At 47.7% G+C, this 19198-nt stretch carries 16 protein-coding genes and 1 riboswitch; of the genes, 13 read left to right on the plus strand and 3 right to left on the minus strand.

The window, feature by feature from the left end; genetic code table 11:
* Nucleotides 1–8 precede the first annotated feature (8 nt).
* A complete protein-coding gene (locus CIK88_RS10930; protein ID WP_094436457.1) occupies nt 9–1151 on the plus strand; it encodes a Rid family hydrolase in 1143 nt (380 codons plus the stop codon).
* A 34-nt stretch (nt 1152–1185) separates the two neighbouring features.
* Nucleotides 1186–3189 carry a cytochrome c biogenesis protein CcsA gene (gene ccsA, locus CIK88_RS10935; RefSeq protein ID WP_094436459.1) on the plus strand — a complete coding sequence of 668 codons (2004 nt, stop codon included), beginning with the start codon at nt 1186–1188 and terminating at the stop codon, nt 3187–3189.
* Nucleotides 3190–3793: 604 nt separating this feature from the next.
* Nucleotides 3794–3981: riboswitch (cobalamin riboswitch) on the minus strand.
* Between the two features lie 113 nt (nt 3982–4094).
* On the opposite strand, the gene CIK88_RS10940 is transcribed toward ccsA, so the two are convergent.
* Nucleotides 4095–5075, minus strand: coding sequence for an ROK family protein (locus tag CIK88_RS10940; protein WP_094390095.1), 981 nt, complete (start codon nt 5073–5075; stop codon nt 4095–4097).
* Between the two features lie 136 nt (nt 5076–5211).
* Here CIK88_RS10940 and CIK88_RS10945 point away from each other — a divergent pair, with 136 nt between their 5' ends.
* The 9 genes from CIK88_RS10945 to rpe all read left to right on the plus strand — a co-directional run bounded on the left by CIK88_RS10945 (nt 5212) and on the right by rpe (nt 13203).
* On the plus strand, nt 5212–5874 hold the full coding sequence (locus CIK88_RS10945; protein ID WP_094390096.1) for a LysE family translocator: 663 nt from the start codon (nt 5212–5214) through the stop codon (nt 5872–5874).
* 15 nt (nt 5875–5889) lie between these two features.
* Nucleotides 5890–6435 carry a DUF4924 family protein gene (locus tag CIK88_RS10950; RefSeq protein ID WP_094390097.1) on the plus strand — a complete coding sequence of 182 codons (546 nt, stop codon included), beginning with the start codon at nt 5890–5892 and terminating at the stop codon, nt 6433–6435.
* Nucleotides 6436–6439: 4 nt separating this feature from the next.
* Nucleotides 6440–7288, plus strand: coding sequence for a dTDP-4-dehydrorhamnose reductase (rfbD, locus tag CIK88_RS10955; RefSeq protein ID WP_094436461.1), 849 nt, complete (start codon nt 6440–6442; stop codon nt 7286–7288).
* Nucleotides 7285–8871, plus strand: a complete 1587-nt coding sequence (locus CIK88_RS10960; RefSeq protein ID WP_094436463.1) for a peptide chain release factor 3 — start codon at nt 7285–7287, stop codon at nt 8869–8871. The genes rfbD and CIK88_RS10960 overlap by 4 nt, the downstream gene beginning before the upstream one ends.
* Before the next feature lie 14 nt (nt 8872–8885).
* Nucleotides 8886–9455, plus strand: a complete 570-nt coding sequence (locus CIK88_RS10965) for an L-threonylcarbamoyladenylate synthase (protein ID WP_094390100.1) — start codon at nt 8886–8888, stop codon at nt 9453–9455.
* A 39-nt stretch (nt 9456–9494) separates the two neighbouring features.
* The gene (locus tag CIK88_RS10970; protein WP_094390101.1) at nt 9495–11300 is read left to right on the plus strand and encodes a chloride channel protein; all 1806 of its coding nucleotides are present in this window, start codon (nt 9495–9497) and stop codon (nt 11298–11300) included.
* A 40-nt stretch (nt 11301–11340) separates the two neighbouring features.
* Complete coding sequence (fmt, locus tag CIK88_RS10975) at nt 11341–12315, plus strand: methionyl-tRNA formyltransferase (protein WP_094390185.1); 975 nt, start codon at nt 11341–11343, stop codon at nt 12313–12315.
* 79 nt (nt 12316–12394) lie between these two features.
* Entirely contained in the window at nt 12395–12526 is a 132-nt protein-coding gene (locus tag CIK88_RS12705; RefSeq protein ID WP_256387694.1) for a hypothetical protein, read from the plus strand.
* Between the two features lie 29 nt (nt 12527–12555).
* Nucleotides 12556–13203: a ribulose-phosphate 3-epimerase gene (rpe, locus tag CIK88_RS10980; protein WP_094436465.1), complete on the plus strand. Its 648-nt coding sequence runs from the start codon at nt 12556–12558 to the stop codon at nt 13201–13203.
* Between the two features lie 130 nt (nt 13204–13333).
* Here rpe and CIK88_RS10985 read toward each other — a convergent pair whose 3' ends face one another.
* A complete protein-coding gene (locus CIK88_RS10985) occupies nt 13334–13915 on the minus strand; it encodes a sigma-70 family RNA polymerase sigma factor (RefSeq protein WP_094436467.1) in 582 nt (193 codons plus the stop codon).
* Between the two features lie 208 nt (nt 13916–14123).
* Between CIK88_RS10985 and CIK88_RS10990 the strand changes: the two genes are divergently transcribed.
* Together CIK88_RS10990 and CIK88_RS10995 are read left to right on the plus strand one after the other, a co-directional pair.
* Complete coding sequence (locus CIK88_RS10990) at nt 14124–16067, plus strand: sugar phosphate nucleotidyltransferase (protein ID WP_094390104.1); 1944 nt, start codon at nt 14124–14126, stop codon at nt 16065–16067.
* Nucleotides 16068–16186: 119 nt separating this feature from the next.
* Nucleotides 16187–18148, plus strand: a complete 1962-nt coding sequence (locus tag CIK88_RS10995; protein ID WP_094436469.1) for a hypothetical protein — start codon at nt 16187–16189, stop codon at nt 18146–18148.
* Between the two features lie 98 nt (nt 18149–18246).
* Here the strand turns inward: CIK88_RS10995 and rfbA are convergent, their stop codons facing one another.
* Nucleotides 18247–19122, minus strand: a complete 876-nt coding sequence (gene rfbA / locus CIK88_RS11000) for a glucose-1-phosphate thymidylyltransferase RfbA (protein WP_094390108.1) — start codon at nt 19120–19122, stop codon at nt 18247–18249.
* Nucleotides 19123–19198: the final 76 nt, after the last annotated feature.

Here is a 19198-nt window from a genome sequence, read left to right on the forward strand (position 1 = left end):
AGAAAGATATGAATAGACTGAACACGATACAATACGAAAAGGCACATGCCGACATCTTCTGTTTCGACAATGACACGGCAGTGAAAGAATACCATGCCATAATCCATGTCGATGATGCCACTATGGATTTTCCACAGCAGTTGCAAGCCATCATGGATGCCTATTCCACACTGGTAGAAAACACTTTGCATGGTGCACGCTGCATCTTCAAGCGCTATTTCCTAAGCGACTCTGCCAATCAGGAAGATGAAGTGGCTGCCGCCGATATGACCGATTGTGCCAAAAGTATCATCCAGCAGGCTCCGCTCGACGGCACCAAGGTGGCACTGTGGGTTTATCTGATGACCGACGTACAGACCGGAATAGGTCAAAGTGGCCTTTATGAGGTGCGCCACGGTGCTTACCGTCACCTTTGGAGCGGCAGTGCCCACAACATGGCAACCAACTCTGAATATCAGACTCGCCTGCTTTTCAACGAATACAACCTGCAGCTCATTGAGGAGGGATGCACGCTGAAGGACAACTGCATACGCACTTGGTTTTTTGTCAACGATGTGGATTTGAACTATGGCGGTGTGGTGCGTGCGAGAAACCAGTTCTTCTTCACCCAAGGACTTACTGCCAAGACCCACTTCATAGCCTCTACCGGCATTGGTGGCAGACAGGCAGACCCTAACGTGCTGACACAGTTGGACACCTATGCCGTGGCTGGTATTGAGAAAGAGCAAGTGGCATATCTCTATGCTCCTACCCACCTGAACCGCACCAGCGAGTATGGTGTGAGCTTTGAGCGAGGCACCATGGTCGATTATGGCGACCGCCGACAAGTGTTTATATCGGGCACTGCCAGTATCGACAACAAGGGGCAGATTGTCTATCCCAAGGACATTCGCCGTCAGACCCACCGCATGTGGGAGAATGTAGAAGCGCTGTTGGCTGAAGCCGACTGCACCATGGAGGACGTAGGCATGATGGTGGTCTATCTGCGCGACACTGCCGACTATGCTGTAGTCAGTCAGTTGTTTGCCGAACGCTTCCCTGGACATCCCTACGTGATAGTCCACGCACCAGTATGCCGACCGGGTTGGCTGATTGAAATGGAGTGCATGGCAGTGCGCAAGACCCACCACCCGCAGTTCAACCCATTCTGATAACATTGTAAAGTTTACGTTACAACATCCAAAGATGAAGCATCTCCGCATCGTTCTCACGCTGCTTATGACCATACTCATAGCCACCATGGCTGTTGCCACCTTCGTGGAGCAACGCCATGGGGCTTCGTATGCTGCCACACATGTCTATCACACCTCATGGTTCTTTGCGCTTTGGGCATTGATGGCCTTGGGGGGCATGGCGGCTATATGGCGCATGCGCCTCTGGCGGCGACTGGGTGTGATGTTGCTTCATGCTGCACTGTTGCTGATACTGGCAGGGGCTGCCGCCTCATGGCTGACCAGTAGCGAGGGCACACTCCATTTGCGCAAAGGCCAACCGGCAGATTGCTACACCATCAAAGACTCACAGCTGTCGGCACCATTGCCTTTTCAGCAGATGACCCTACAAGGTTTCTCCGTAGTTTGCTATCCTGGTACAGAGGCGCCACAAGACTTTCAGAGCCAGGTAACCTACATTACGGCAGACCGTCAACACCATGAAGCCACCATCTCGATGAACCATATTCTTGAGGTGGAGGGCTATCGTTTCTACCAAACATCGTTTGACCCTGACCGTCAAGGTTCGGTACTTACAGTCAACTACGACCCATGGGGCACTCCCATCAGCTATGGCGGCTATGTATTACTGGCATTATCGATGGTCTGGTTGCTCATCGACCGGCGCGAAACATTCGGTCGCTTACTGCGGTCACCCCTGTTGCGCCATGGTGCTACACTCATGCTGCTGATAGTTTGCTCCATGTCTGTACATGCCCGAAGTGTGCCTACTATCACGGCAGAACGAGCCAATCGGTTGGCTGAAATGCCGGTGGTCTATAACGACCGAATAGCACCACTCAACACGCTGGCACGCGATTTCCTACTTAAACTCTATGGGCGCACCTCCTATAAAGGACTTACTGCCGAACAAGTGTTATATGGTTGGATGCAGCGTCCTGAGACTTGGTCTGACGAACCAATGCTCTTGGTGAAAGACAGCAAGTTGCGCCAACAGTTGGGCATCGACGGTAAATATGCCCGCCTTGCCGATCTCTTCGACAATACAGGTCAGTATCGACTGCAACAACTCATTGCCTGCGGTGGGGAAACTAAGGCTGTCAGAGATCTCGACGAGAAAGTGGGCATCATACTGATGCTCACCGAAGGTGAACTGTTGCGCCCGGCAAGTGGTGTGGCTATCAATCAGCACCGCCTCGTGGCAGAGATATGTTACAACCGCATACCCTTTGTCAGTCTGCTGTTTATAACCAATCTCACCTTGGGCATATTGGCATTCTGCCTGTTGCTCATCCCTGCGTTTCGTTTCCGCCATTGCTTATGGCAAACGGTCTGCCTCTTGGGAGGACTATCGTGGTTGGTATTGGTGGCAGGCTATGCTTTGCGCTGGTACATCAGCGGTCGCATCCCCTTGGGCAACGGCTTTGAAACCATGCTTTTTCTCGCTCTTGCGCTGCAAACCGTCGGTGTGATGTTCCATCGCCGCCTATCTATTATCGTTCCGTTTGCCCTGCTGCTGTCGGGGTTCACCCTACTGATAGCCCATCTGAGCGAGATGAATCCGCAGATTACATCACTCATGCCCGTACTCCAGTCGCCATTGCTCACCATCCACGTCAGCCTCGTCATGATGGCTTATGCACTCTTGGCTTTCACCATGATGAGTGGCATAGTGGCTCTGATAGCCCATCATCGTGGCCATACCGGCCACGAGGAATTGCTCACCGTACTGTCTCAACTGATGCTATATCCAGCCGTTTTCCTGTTGGCAGGCGGCATATTCCTCGGTGCGGTATGGGCTAACGTGTCGTGGGGAAAGTATTGGAGCTGGGATCCGAAAGAGGTTTGGGCACTCATCACCCTGCTCGTTTATGCCGTTCCACTACACCGCACCACTTTCTTTGCGCCCCATCGACCTGTGGCATACCATCTTTATATGCTCATCGCATTCTTCTCGGTGTTGATGACCTACTTCGGTGTCAACTATTTCCTTGGTGGCATGCACAGCTATGCATGACGCACGCACAGCCTACAAACAGCTTTCTGCCCCATCACTCTCCCTATGCTTTCGCAGAGTATCTATCTGCAGAAAGCCGCCACTTGGTTTCTCACGCCATCAAAATTCTATTTTCCACATCCTTTCACAAAGCCGCATACACACAATTTATCATTACATTGCATCCGTTCACAAGGTACATGGATCAGTAAATTCAATGAATTTGCTCAGCAATCTCAATGAATTTGGTGAGCAATTTCAATGAATTTGGTGAGGAAAACAATTTGATTTGGTGAGGAAAACAATTTGATTTGCCGAGGAAAACAATTTGATTTGCCGAGGAAAACAATTTGATTTGCCAAGCTATGGATATTACCTTTTGAACATCAATATGTTACACGGACAACAAAACTACGTTAGATAAATCATCAAAACATGGGCTGTGGCGGTCGCAAGAAATCAGAAAAGCCCAGCCATCACGGCTGGACTTTCAACAAACGAAATAAACTTACATCAAAATACTTATACATGTATAACTATGACTAAGAGCAACCACATGGTGGCCCTCTTGTGCTTTTTGGTCTTAATCAGTATTGTCGCACGGTCGCCCTTACATCGAGAGCGATGCGCATATTAACATCGAGGCAGGTCTTCTGACTTTGTTCCCACTCCAAACTCCTTCCCGCCATAAAGGGCAGTGGATTGTTTTGCTTGGAATGTGCTAAGGGAACTCACAGCTGCGGGACAGTAGGAGATTCTCACTCACATTCCCTTTTAAACGCTGTTATGCGTACCTTGACGTTGCAAAGATAGTATAATTCCACGGAACCACCAAACAAAACAGCAAAAAAATACCACAGTTGCACAATGCTGGCAACTGTGGCAATTATGATAATAGTTTGCGTTACTATCTGATGGATGAGGGATTAGATTTCCCAACCGATGGCTGACGCACCAAGAACAGCAGCCGAAGCGCCATCGAGTCCGCTCACCAAGAACTGGGCCTTACCCTTGAAAATGTTCATCACGTGGTTGTCATATGCTACTTTGATAGGATCCATGATGAGCTTACCGGCTTTCACCAGGCCACCAAAGAAGATGAATGCCTCAGGAGAAGAGAATGCTGCGAAGTCGGCACAGGCTTCACCAAGCATCGTACCAGTGAAGTCGAAAATCTCTTTAGCCAGTTCGTCACCCTTGCCTGCGGCAATGCTTACGTCGAGCGAAGTAATCTTTTCGGCATCCAGCTCGCGGAGCAATGAGGGACGCTCGGTCTTCTCAAGCATCTCGCGGGCAGTGCGTGCCACACCTGTGGCAGAGCAATAAGCCTCCAAACATCCAGTGCGACCGCAACCGCAAATGCGACCTTGAGCACCACGAACCATAGTGACGTGACCTAACTCACCGGCAAATCCATCGTGACCGTAGAGCAGCTGTCCATTGACAACCACACCCGAACCAACTCCGGTACCAAGGGTGATGACGATAAAATTCTTCATGCCGCGTGCCACACCATATACCATTTCACCCAATGCAGCAGCATTGGCATCGTTGGTCAAGCCAACAGGAATGCCGAGTGCATCGCTGAACATCTGTGCCAATGGCACAATGCCATCGTGTGCCCATGGCAGATTGGGAGCAAACTCTATGGTTCCTCTATAGAAATTGCCGTTAGGTGCACCAATACCCATGGCTTTTATTTTCTCAATACCTCCTACTTGGTCAATGATAGGGAGAAGTGCTTCGACAGAAGCCTTAACAAAATCTTCTGCACAAGTATATCCGCCAGTCTTAATGGCTGTTTGAGTTTTAATGTCACCACGTGAATCTACGATTCCAAAGACAGAATTGGTGCCTCCGAGATCGAGTCCTATGACATATGGTTTGATGCCTTGCTGTTCACTCATAAGTTTATAAATTGTATTTTAAGTTATTGATTTTCGAATTTCAAGTGGCAAAGTTATGAAAAAAACATCGAATAAACAAAGTTTTTTCCAAAGAAATGTACGAGATACACACATTCTTTGTATCTTTGCACTTGATATGCCGTTTCCAATACATATAAATATAGTCGATTTGGTATTCAAGGGAATGCTAATCGGCATGATTGCCTCAGCTCCTATGGGACCTGTAGGCGTACTCTGTGTGCAACGCACACTGAACAAAGGCCGATGGTATGGATTCATCACAGGAGTGGGTGCCGCAGTGAGCGACATCATCTATGCTGCCATCACTGGCTTTGGTATGGCTTTTGTCATGGACATCATCAATAACGACACGAATAAATTCTATCTGCAGATCATTGGCAGCATCATTCTACTGTCGTTTGGTATCTACACATGGAGATCAGACCCTACCAAAAATATCCATCAATCAGGTAAACAACGCGGATCGATGACACACAATGCCATCACGGCATTTCTCGTCACTTTCTCCAATCCGTTGATTATATTTCTATTCATGGGTCTCTTCGCACAATTTGCATTTGTCATTCCAAACAGACCATTTGAGATGATTGTCGGATTTGCAAGCATTGTGGGTGGGGCACTCGTCTGGTGGTATGGACTGACATGGCTGATAGACAAGGTGCGAGGCATCTTCGACTCCAGTGGCATACGCATCATTAATCAGATCATCGGTGCCATTGTCATCATCTTCTCCGTCATATTCCTCTTCGGAACATGTACCAACCTTTACCGCTTTTAGCACATAAGACAGATTATGCAAATAGCACAACAACTCAGAAAGACTAACATAGCAGAGTATCTGCTATATATGTGGCAGGTGGAAGACATTATCAGAGCATTCGACTGCTCGCTGAGCCGCATACGACGCGAATACATCGAGCGCTTCGACTATACCGACGAACAGAAAGAAGATGAGGCTGACTGGTTTGGAAACCTCATCAGAATGATGAACTCGGAAGGTTGTCGGGAGAAAGGACACTTGCAGATCAACAAGGTGACACTGCAGATGTTGCAGGAGCTACATACCCAACTATTGGGTAGTACAAAGTTTCCGTTCTACAGCGCCGAATATTACAAAGTGCTACCCTATATCGTAGAGTTGCGCAACCATGGCGCAAGCAAAGACGAAAACGAGATAGAGACTTGCTTCAACTCGCTATATGGCGTGATGATGTTGCGGTTGCAGAAAAAAGAGATAACACCCAACACACAGCATGCCATACAAGAGATTAGCACACTTATCGGTATGCTCAACGACTATTATCTCAAAGACAAAGAAGAACCACTGCAATTTGAATAGGAAGATGAACATCCTTGTAACAGGTTGCCACGGACAGTTGGGCAACGAGATACAACTGCTGGAGAATAACTATCCACAGCACACCTATTATAATACAGACCGCGACGAACTCGACATCACCGATAGCGATGCCATTGCTCACTTTGTGGATGAACACCACATAGACGGCATCATCAACTGCGCGGCATATACTGCCGTTGACAAGGCAGAAACGGATGAACAACTCTGCACAACACTCAATGCCACTGCTCCTGCATATCTGGCACAGACTATAGAGAAACGCAACGGATGGATGGTTCAGATATCCACAGACTACGTGTTTGACGGCACAAACCATACACCATACGTTGAAACCGACACGACCAAGCCCAACAGTGTCTATGGCAGAACAAAACTGGAAGGAGAAATCAACGTGCAGAAATACTGCAAGCGCACCATGATAGTGCGCACAGCATGGCTCTATTCCATCTTTGGAAACAATTTCGTCAAGACGATGATCAGATTGGGAAAGGAGCGAGACAGCATTGGGGTGGTGTTCGACCAAATAGGCACACCCACCTATGCACACGATTTGGCTAACGCCATTATGACTGCTATAGGACAGGGCATCAAGCCTGGCATCTACCATTTCTCCAATGAAGGAGTCATCTCATGGTATGATTTCACCAAGGCTATCCATCGGTTGGCTGGCATCAATACCTGCCGGGTAAGACCGCTCCACACAGCAGAATATCCTTCTGCTGCGCCACGTCCACACTACAGCGTGCTCGACAAGACAAAGATTAAAACCACATACAACATAGATATTCCCTATTGGGAAGACAGTTTGAAACAGTGTATCGATAAGTTATGAATCAAGAAATAGAAAGAAGAAGAACATTTGCCATCATCTCCCACCCTGATGCCGGTAAGACAACGCTGACGGAGAAATTCCTCTTGTTTGGTGGACAGATACAGGTGGCTGGTGCTGTAAAGAGCAACAAAATCAAGAAGACAGCCACTTCCGACTGGATGGATATCGAGAAACAACGCGGTATCTCGGTATCTACATCAGTTATGGAATTTGACTACACACCTGCAGGTGGCGACATTGAATACAAAGTGAACATCCTCGACACACCGGGTCACCAGGATTTTGCAGAAGATACCTATCGTACACTTACAGCTGTGGATTCTGCCATCATCGTAGTGGATAGCGCTAAAGGTGTAGAGGCACAGACTCGCAAACTGATGAACGTATGTCGCATGCGCAATACGCCTGTTATCATCTTCATCAATAAGATGGACCGAGAAGGACGCGACCCATTCGATCTGCTCGATGAACTCGAACAGGAACTGGGCATCAAAGTGCGTCCACTGTCATGGCCCATCAACCAAGGTGCAAAGTTCAAGGGTGTTTATAATATCTACGAACAGAAGCTCGACCTCTTTACTCCCGACAAACAGCGAGTAACAGAAAAGGTAGAAATAGACATCAACAGCAAAGAACTCGACGAGAAAGTCGGTGAACGCGATGCTGACAAACTGCGTGAAGACCTTGAACTCGTAGATGGTGTATATCCTGAATTTGACGTAGAGACCTATCGCTCTGCCGAAGTAGCACCTGTATTCTTCGGTTCGGCACTCAACAATTTCGGTGTACAGGAACTGCTCAACTGCTTTGTAGAAATAGCTCCGAGTCCTCGTGAGACTAAAGCAGAAGAGCGCATGGTAAAGCCCGACGAACCTAAATTCACGGGATTTATCTTCAAAATCACTGCCAATATCGACCCCAACCACCGTTCGTGTATCGCTTTCTGCAAAGTATGTTCGGGTAAATTCCAGCGCAACCAGCCTTATTTGCACGTCAGACAGGGCAAGACGCTGCGTTTCTCAAGTCCCACACAGTTTATGGCACAGCGCAAGAGTACTATCGACGAAGCATGGCCCGGAGACATTGTCGGTCTGCCAGACAATGGTATCTTCAAAATCGGAGACACGCTGACCGAAGGTGAAAAGCTCCACTTCCGCGGACTGCCATCATTCTCGCCCGAACTCTTCAAATACATTGAGAACGACGATCCAATGAAGTCAAAACAATTGCAGAAGGGTATCGACCAGTTGATGGACGAAGGTGTGGCACAGTTGTTTGTCAACCAGTTTAACGGCAGAAAGATTATCGGTACGGTAGGACAACTGCAGTTTGAGGTCATCCAGTACCGTTTGGAAAACGAGTACAACGCAAAATGCCGATGGGAACCCGTACATCTCTACAAGGCTTGTTGGATAGAAAGCGACAATGCCGCAGAGCTCGACAACTTCAAAAAGCGCAAGTATCAGTATATGGCAAAAGATAAGGACGGACGCGATGTGTTTCTCGCTGACTCAAGCTATGTATTGTCTATGGCACAACAGGACTTTGAGAACATCAAGTTCCATTTCACTTCAGAATTCTAAAAACATACCAACAAATGACCAGAGAAGAAGATATTCGTAAGGCTGTGGAAGTGCTCCGCAAGGGAGGCGTTATACTCTACCCCACCGATACCGTATGGGGAATAGGTTGCGATGCTACCAACAGCGAAGCGGTGAAACGTGTTTATGACATCAAACAACGTGATGATTCGAAGGCACTCATCTGCCTCGTGGATAGCGATGCACGCCTGCAACGATACATCCGCAAAGTGCCCGATGTGGCATGGCAGTTGCTCGACTGCTGCGACAAACCTACTACCGTTATTCTCGACGGTGCGGTCAATTTAGCAGAAAACCTTATTGCCGAAGATGGTTCCGTCGGCATACGCATCACTCAGGAGCCTTTCTCCAAGGAGCTATGCTTCCGATTCCAGAAAGCGCTGGTATCTACATCGGCAAACATCAGCGGTGAACCTGCTGCACAAAACTACCCCGACATCGATCCGAAGATTATCGAAGCCGTAGATTATGTATGCTGGAGCCGCCGACAGGAGCATAAGCCTCACAAGCCATCGAGCATCATTAAACTGACAGAAGACGGTCAAGTGACCATCATCCGCAAATAGCAACCCCCTCAACCAACAGACCGAAACAAGAGAACAGATATGAGTCAACATGAAATAGCGACACGCACAGACTGGAGACACCGCATTCACGAATGGCGGGTAACACACATTAGCGACAGAATGTTTCTACTCGTTCTGGCGTTCTTTGTGGGCCTGTTGTCTGCTGTAGCCGCTTTCATCCTGCACAGTATGATTGACCTGATAGGCTCACTGCTGACGGGTAAGTTTACTGCAACAAGTTACAACTGGCTCTATCTGGTATATCCTGTCATCGGCATCTACCTTACCTCGCTTTTTGTGAGACATGTCGTCAAAGACAATATATCTCACGGTATCACGCGAATACTATATGCCATCTCGTCAAACAAGTCGCGACTGAAAGCCCACAACACATGGTCATCGGTCATTGCATCAGCCATCACCATCGGTTTTGGTGGTTCGGTGGGAGCTGAGGCGCCTATCGTTTTGACGGGATCGGCCATCGGGTCAAGGCTCGGGCAACTGTTTCGACTCGACAACAAAACGCTGATGACGCTCGTAGGATGCGGTGCTGCTGGTGCCATTGCCGGAATCTTTAAGGCGCCGATTGCAGGATTGGTATTCACGCTGGAAGTATTGATGATCGATTTGACCATGGCTTCGCTGTTGCCTGTATTGGTATCGTGTGTGACAGCAACCTGCTTCACCTATATTTTCAGCGGTGCCTCAACACTATTCACCTTCCATCTCGACAACGACTGGACGGTGGAACGTGTACCGGCATCTATTCTATTAGGAATCACCTGCGGTCTCGTCAGCCTCTATTTCATACGGTCTATGAATGCCTGCGAGGATGTTTATGCTCGATTTAAAAACAAGCCATACGTCAAACTCCTTATCGGTGGCGTTGTTCTGAGCACGCTGATCTTCCTCTTTCCTTCACTCTATGGCGAAGGATACCATGCCATCAACCTGTTGCTCAACGGTAAATCGGAGACAGACTGGAACCAGATTCTCGACGGTTCACTATTCTACGGACATCCGGAATATCTGATGATATATCTATCGCTGGTGCTCTTCACCAAGGTGTTCGCCACATCGGCAACCAATGGAGGCGGCGGTTGTGGTGGTACTTTCGCACCCAGTTTGTTCATAGGATGCTTCACCGGATTCGTCTTCTCACGCTTGTGGAACATGAATCAAGTGGGAATATATGTGCCAGAAAAGAACTTTGCACTATTGGGCATGGCTGGAGTCATGTCGGGAGTGATGCATGCACCGCTGACAGGAACATTCCTCATCGCCGAGATTACCAGTGGATACAACCTATTCATGCCGTTGATGATTGTTTCGGTATCGGCATATCTCACCATCATCATCTTTGAACCGCATAGTATATATGGTATGCGACTCGCCCGACAAGGTAAGTTGCTCACCCACCACACCGACCATTCTGTGCTCACACTGATGAATATGGAAACCGTAATAGACCGCGACTACCAATCGGTGGATGCTGATATGGAACTCGGACAAATGGTACATAAGATCAGTCGCTCTAAACAAAGTGTGCTTCCTGTTACTGACGCTGCAGGACATCTGTTAGGGGAAATAGATATTATACGCATTCGCCACGTGATGTTCCGCACCGAACTATATCACCATTTCCATGCCAGTCAACTCATGACTAAACCGGCTGCAGTACTCACCGATGGCATGCCGATGACTGATGTAATGAAGGCTTTTGAACGAACACAGGCTGACTGGCTGCCTGTACTTGACGCTGACCGCTGTCTGCGTGGCTATATCTCACAGAAACGCATATACGGTATGTATCGTAAGATGGTGCGCGACTTCAGTCAGGAATAGCATCTATTTATATTAATAATGTGTAGCAATCATATTAATGATGAAGAAAGAAGACCTTAGAATAGTATTTATGGGAACACCGGAGTTTGCCGTAGAGACACTGCAAGCACTGGTAGAACACGACTATAATGTAGTGGCTGTAGTCACCAAACCCGATAAACCCGTAGGAAGACACGGTTCGGTACTCCAAGCACCTGCCGTCAAAAAATATGCTTTGGAACATGGATTACCGGTGTTACAACCTGAGAAGATGAAAGACGAGAACTTCGTGGAACAGTTGAAGAGCTACAATGCCAACCTTCAGGTGGTAGTGGCTTTCCGCATGTTACCCGAAGTGGTATGGGCAATGCCCGAATATGGCACATTCAATGTACACGCTGCCCTACTGCCACAATACCGTGGTGCGGCGCCCATCAACTGGGCCATCATCAATGGTGAAACACAAACTGGCGTGACAACATTCTTCCTCGACCACGATATTGATACTGGTCGTATCATCATGAGCAAGCCTTTCGACATTCCAGACGATGCCGATGTGGAATATGTTTATGACGGACTGATGCACCTCGGCGCACAACTCTGTCTCGAAACGCTCGAACAAATTGTGGCTACCAATGGGCATCCTGCGACCGTGGCACAAAGCGAAAAGATAGAAGACAAGGACCTCAAAGACGCTCCGAAACTGTTCAAAGAAAACTGCGAAATCAATTGGAACCAGAAAGCAAAACAGGTGTATGACTTCGTGCGCGGCCTCTGTCCCATACCAGGAGCTTGGACCAATCTGATAACACCAGATGGTAAAGAGACACTGTTGAAAGTCTATCGCACAAGCAAAACCGGTCAATCCACCACCGCTGCACCAGGCACAATCTGCATAGAAGGTAAGCGCTTGCTGGTGGCCACTATTGATGAATGGCTCTGTTTCGAGGAACTTCAACTGGCAGGAAAGAAGCGCATGATGGCACGCGACTTCATGAATGGCATGAAGGAACTGGATCAGTGTCACGTGGGATAAGTAAAAAAATCACTTTAAAAATATACTAAAACGGCAAAGACCTCGTTTATTCTTATAGAAAACTATAAGGAAAAAGCCGATGTCAAGCGCCAATAAGCACGAAACGGACAAACCCAACGAAACAACCATCCTGCTCATTAAACAGGTGGCTCGTACCTACAAGACCATTGTTGAAAGCGATGGGACTGTCAAGGTAGTGGGGATGAACTGAACTTGAAACTTAAATCAACAACTGACAAGATGACTAAAGTATCTCCATCATTACTGGCGGCCGACTTTCTGCACCTCGACCGCGATATTGAAATGATCAACAGAAGTGAAGCAGACTGGCTTCATCTCGATGTTATGGACGGGGTTTTTGTACCCAATATCTCCTTCGGCTTTCCTGTACTCGAAGCTGTTGCATCAAAGTGCACCAAACCATTGGATGTGCATTACATGATTGTAAATCCAGAACAGTATATCAAGCAAACCGCTAAACTTGGCGCTATGATGATGAATGTTCACGTAGAAGCCTGTCGCCACTTACACCGCACAGTACAGGAAATACACGATGCTGGCATGAAAGCCGGTGTCACACTCAATCCCGCCACACCTGTTTCCGTATTGGAAGACATTGCAGCAGATGTGGATATGGTATTGCTGATGAGCGTCAATCCTGGATTTGGCGGACAAAAATTCATTGAAAACACCATCGGCAAGGTGCAGCGCTTGCGCCAATTACTCGACCAAACTGGCAGTAAAGCACTAATCGAAGTGGATGGTGGAGTACAGGGCGAGACTGCGCCACGCTTGGTTAAAGCCGGTGTGGATGTTCTTGTCAGCGGTAGTTACGTATTCAAAAGCAAGCAACCAGAACAGACTATCCACGAATTGCGCAATCTCTAAACAACCAATAGCAGTTCAACAACAGCAGATGATCTAAATCATCCTGCACATACGACAACTCCTTTACACCAAGATGAAACATCAGTATTGGTGCAAAGGAGTTTCATACCTCACATCATACTATCAGATACTATATCAAATTAATACGTTTGGCCATACGGCGCATATTGCGAATGGCATAGCGCATACGCCCAAGCGAAGTATTGATACTGACATTGGTAATTTCGGCTATGTCTTTAAACTGCAAACCCTGATAATAACGCATCAATACCACCTCGCGCTGTTCATCAGGAAGCAGATCCATCAGTTGTCGCATGTGGCCACTGAGTTCCTCAGCCACCAGCATATCTTCCCTACTTTTATAGGGATGTCCACAATCTATGACCGTCAGCAACTCGTCATCGCTGATATTTACCGCCTGTTCTTTCTTTTGTTTTCTCACATCATCAATCAGCAAATTACGGGCAATACGCATCAACCAGTATAGAAACTTACCCTGATTGAAGTATTGTCCATCTTTCATCTTCACGATAGCTCTGATGAAAGTTTCTTGAAAGAGGTCATCGGCTTTGTCCTTATCACGGGTCAAAGCCAAGATAAAATCGAATAATTGCTGCTGATTGCGTGCCAACAACTCATCGAAAGCAGAATCCTTGCCCTCCATATAGGCTTGCACCAACATATCGTCGGAGCAGTTTGCATATCCCTTCATGGTCCAAATGTTTTGATTTCTTGAGGGTAGAATTTAATCGATAAGCCTATTGTTTTTTAAGATGGGTTACTGGCAATATTACCATTATATGATGCAAATTTAAGGTAAAATTTCAGTATCTCCAAATTATTCTAACAGAAATTCGTGATTTCTCATTCTTTTGTTTTAACTTTGTGAACTGAATATATAACCAAGCTAAGACTTATTTATGTTGAAACTATTTGTTCCGGGGCGTTTGTGCCTCTTTGGAGAACACACCGACTGGGCAGGCCATTACCGAACCATGAATGCCGATATCCTTCCGGGTATGGCTATAGTTACTGGTATCGAACAAGGAATTTATGCAGAAGTGGAGAAAGCCTCCAACTTCGAAATGCATAGCGATGCCGCTGAAATGAAAGATGCGTGGCGTGACTTTTCATGCCGCATGACAGAGACAGATCTGAAGCGTGTTGCCAAATCGGGATCGTTCTTCTGCTACTGTGCAGGTGTAGCTAGCTACATGTTGGAATGGTATAAGGTAGGTGGTGTACGCATCCGCATCACCAATATGACGCTTCCCATGAAGAGCGGACTATCGTCATCTGCAGCTATTTGTGTTTTGGTTGCACGTGCTTTCAACTTGCTGTACAACTTGAACCTCAACACCATGGGCGAAATGAATATCGCCTATCTCGGTGAACAGCGCACTTCGTCACGTTGCGGACGACTTGACCAAGCATGCGCCTTTGGTGTGAAACCCAATCTGATGACCTTTGATGGCGATGAAATCGAAGTGCAGTCACTCAATGTCAAAAAGACACTACACTGGGTGTTTGCAGACCTTTGCACTGCAAAAGATACAATCCGCATCCTTTCTGACTTGAATAAGCCCTATCCATTTGCGCAAAACGAGAAGGAGCAAAACCTCCATCGGGCGTTAGGAGAATGGAACCACAAAATCATAGAACGTGCTGTGAAATATATGGCAGAGGGACAAGTGGAGCAACTGGGCCAACTGATGACAGAGACAGAAAATATGTTTGAGGAATACATCACGCCCATGTCGCCTGCACTACAAGCACCAAAACTCCATGAAGTATTGAGGGATCCTGCCATCCAACCATTGGTATATGGTGGAAAGGGTGTTGGTTCACACGGCGATGGAAGTGTGCAATTTCTCGCACGCGATGCGGAATCACAGAAGAAATTGGTTGATTACCTCAACAGCGAAGGCATGCGTGCCTACCAATTGACCATCAACCCTGTACATACGGTACGTCGCGCTATTATCCCCGTGGCAGGTTTCGGCACACGACTATACCCCGCGACCCGCGGATTAAAGAAGGACTTTTTCCCCATACCCTGTGCCGATGGCATGGTGCGCCCCGTCATTCTCATTTTGCTTGAAGAACTGGTAAAGAGTGGCATCGAGGAGATTTGTCTCGTATTGGGCTCTGAGGAGGAACGTAAACTCTATACTGAATTCTTCGAAACACCGCTTTCTGCAGAACATCTGTCGAAGCTCAATACCGAAGCACAAGAATATGAAAACCGCATTCTTGATATCGGTAAGCGACTGCGCTACGTATATCAAAAAGAAAAGCGCGGTTTCGGCCATGCCGTTTATCAGGCTGTGGAATTCACACACAATGAGCCAGTGCTCCTACTCTTAGGTGACACGATCTACCGTAGCCATCGCAATAAACCCTGTGCCCTACAACTCATCGAGGAATATGAGCGCTACAACAGACTCATGGTCAGTATCCATTCCGTTCCACTGACCGAAGTTAGTCGTTACGGCATACTCAGTGGCATCTGGGAAGACAAAGAGAACACCATTCTCAATGTATCGGCAATGAACGAGAAACCCAAGGCCAGTTATGCCGAAGAGTTCCTTGGTGTGCGTGGCAACGATGGAAAGAAAGAGTATTGCAGTGTGTTTGGACAGTATATCCTCACACCGGAGGTCTTCCAGCAGTTGGAAACCGATATACGAAAAGCCGATGAAGGAAACGACCATACACGCGAGATAGAGCTCACCTCAGCACTTGAGGCCGTTCGTAGCAACCATGGCATGATGGGTGTGCGGCTTGATGGTGAGATGTATGACATGGGCAATCCCGATGCCCTCTGTCGTTGCGTAGCAGCCTTCTCTAAACCAAAAGAATAATCGGATGCAGAAATACAATATGCAATGTAAATCTGATTGCGAATATAGATACAATTAAGATGTGTAGGAAGTTGTTCTTGTTTATTTTGCTGAGCACCTGCGGGTTCAAGGCAAGTGCGATGAATAATGACAGCATCTCTGTGATGTCTCATCTGCTTGACTATTACTCAAAGGTTCCGCAGGAGCGAATCTATCTGCACACAGATCGTCCTTATTATATGGTTGGCGACACGATATGGTTTCGTGCTCATCTGTTGGATGCCGCCACTCGCATCCCTGTGTCACGCTCGCGCTATGTCTATGTGGAACTCTATGAACAGAATGCCGACACGTTGGTCCAGCGCATGAAAGTGCGTTGTGACAGTAGTGGCGTGTTTGCCAATGCGATGTTTCTATCGAAGACGATGGCGAGTGGTTGCTACACGCTGGTGGCCTATACACAGTGGATGCGCAACTTCGGTTCGGATTATTTCTGCTATAAGCCCATCTATGTGACTGCAAAGACGGGCGACGACCGCTATGTGTCGTGCGTGGAAGCACCTATTGCCCTGCAATCATCGCCCCTATTGGAAGTGAAGCAACGCAAGGGACAATTGCTGATCCGCATGTCGGATGCGAGCGAGTCTGACACGTTGACCTGTGTGATATATGGTGGCGGCAACTTGGTGGAAACACCCTATGTCGGTTCGCGTGTGTTGCGAATCGGCATGGGCCGTTTGCGTCCAGGCGTAGTGACGGTGGCCATGATCCGTCCTCAAGACAAATTGGTCTTGGCCTCTTGTGAGACGCAGATTGCCAGTCGCGACAGCATATGTGTGAGCATGAAAAGTCAGATGACAGAAGGCAAGAAGATGCCCATAGCGTCCACGCTGACCTTGACCGATCAGGAAGGCCGCCCCTTAAAAGGCACTTTTTCGGTTTCGGTGACCGACTATGACGTGGTGAAGCCCGACACGTTGCAGCCAACACTATCGCAATGGGCAGTGAGTCGCCGCGATGGCGTCTATCCCCTTGCCGATATGCTTCGTGGCCGCTATCCACAGATGACCTATCCGATAGAGACAGAACAACGTATCACGGGCAGAGTGAAAGGCACGTTGAAATCGAAATTAAAGAATCCTCATCTGCTATTGGTGAACCCCGCGGAGGGAGTGCGCCATGAGTTTGAGTTGGGCGACAGCAGTCGTTTCTCGCTGACGGTGGACAGTCCCGAAGGCACGACATGGCTATTGGAAGGCACAAAAAAAAGTGGTAGTACGGAGATGGTCGAACTACAAGTTGACAAGCAAATACCCCCTACGGTGAGATTGCCTCACTATGCTTGTCAAACGGGCAATGATTTGTCCGTCTATGTCAAGCAGAGCAACCAACAGCAGATGTATGCTTGGAATGGCGTGGTAGAACTGCCCGAATTTGAGAAGAAAGGAAGTAAAAAGAAACCCAAATCGATGAACTATGGCCAACTGGAAGCCCCTCGCAATCTTTATCCGAATGATCCTCGTATTGAGCATGCGGCATCCATGGAAACACTCCTCAGCCAGTTGGGCATCTATTGTTCTGTTGGTGAAGATGGCCACAAGAGAGTCGGTGGTATTGGACAGATTGTTGGAAAAAAATATGTGGACAATGTGGCAGAAACAGATGACGAAGAAATATTGGCTATCTTGCCGCAGAATGTGCGGAGTATAGAATATTTCTCGATGAACCATCCTCAGAATACGATGTATGGTGTGCGCGCTGATATTAGAGGCAGAATCCCTGGCGTGTTGTTCATCTTCCTTAAAGATGGTTCGGAGATAGGAAAGCGCAAACACCTGCTCTCCATGGCAAGGATATCCCCGTTGGGCTATCGCTACAATATGGAGTTCTATTCACCACAGTATCCCAAGACGGATAAGAGCGACTATACGCGCCCCGACTATCGCACGACGCTCTATTGGAATCCCTCGTTGCAAACCGACGATGCTGGTGAAGCCATTGTGCGTTTTTATTCTTCCGACTCATCGAAACGCTATCTTGTCACGATAGATGGAGCAACGGAAGATGGTCGGCCCGTGAGTTGGCAAGGCTTGCTGCGATAAGAAGATACCGCCCGATGTGTAACGCATCGGGCGGTATCTTCTTATGTGGTCGCGCTTTCCGGGCGAAGAGTGATGCCTTCCAAAAAGACGGTGTCCTGTTATTTCTCTGCCAGTTGCAGGAGGTATTTGCCATATTCGTTTTTTGCCATTGGAGCAGCCACCTCACGAAGTTTCTCTTTCGTAATCCAACCATGCTTGTAGGCAATCTCTTCCAGACAGGCCACTTTCAGTCCTTGACGCTTTTCGATCACTTCGATAAAGGTAGAAGCCTCCGACAGTGAGTCGTGAGTGCCCGTGTCGAGCCATGCGAAACCACGCTGCAATGTCTGCACCTTCAGCGTCTTTTGTGACAGATATTGTTGATTGACTGTTGTTATTTCCAATTCGCCTCGTGCACTTGGCTTGATATTTTTGGCAATTTCCACCACGCTGTTTGGATAGAAATAGAGCCCCACCACGGCATAGTTGGATTTGGGGGTTGCGGGTTTCTCTTCGATGCTGAGGCAATTGCCGTCGGCATCAAATTCTGCCACGCCATAGCGCTCTGGGTCGTTGACATAGTAGCCAAACACCGTAGCGAGTCCTTTTTGTTCCGCATTTTTCACACTCTGATGGAGCAATCCCGTGAATCCACTACCATAGAAGATATTATCGCCCAAGACAAGACATACACTATCTTTGCCAATAAACTCTTCACCTATAATAAAGGCCTGTGCCAGTCCATCCGGCGATGGTTGTTCTGCATATTCGAAACGTACTCCGAGGTCTTCACCTGTTCCCAACAAGCGTTTAAAACCAGGAAGGTCATAAGGAGTAGAGATGATAAGAATCTCCCGTATGCCTGCCAGCATCAAAGCCGATATAGGATAGTAAATCATCGGTTTGTCGAAAATGGGAATCAGTTGCTTGGATATTCCCTTTGTGATAGGATAGAGACGTGTGCCACTACCTCCTGCCAATACGATACCTTTCATAGTTCTGTGTTTTAATCTTTCGGTGCGAAGTTACGAAATATTCTTTGTATGACAAAGAAAATGAATAAGAAAAAGC

The organism is Prevotella sp. P5-50 (assembly GCF_002251295.1).
Classification (GTDB): domain Bacteria; phylum Bacteroidota; class Bacteroidia; order Bacteroidales; family Bacteroidaceae; genus Prevotella.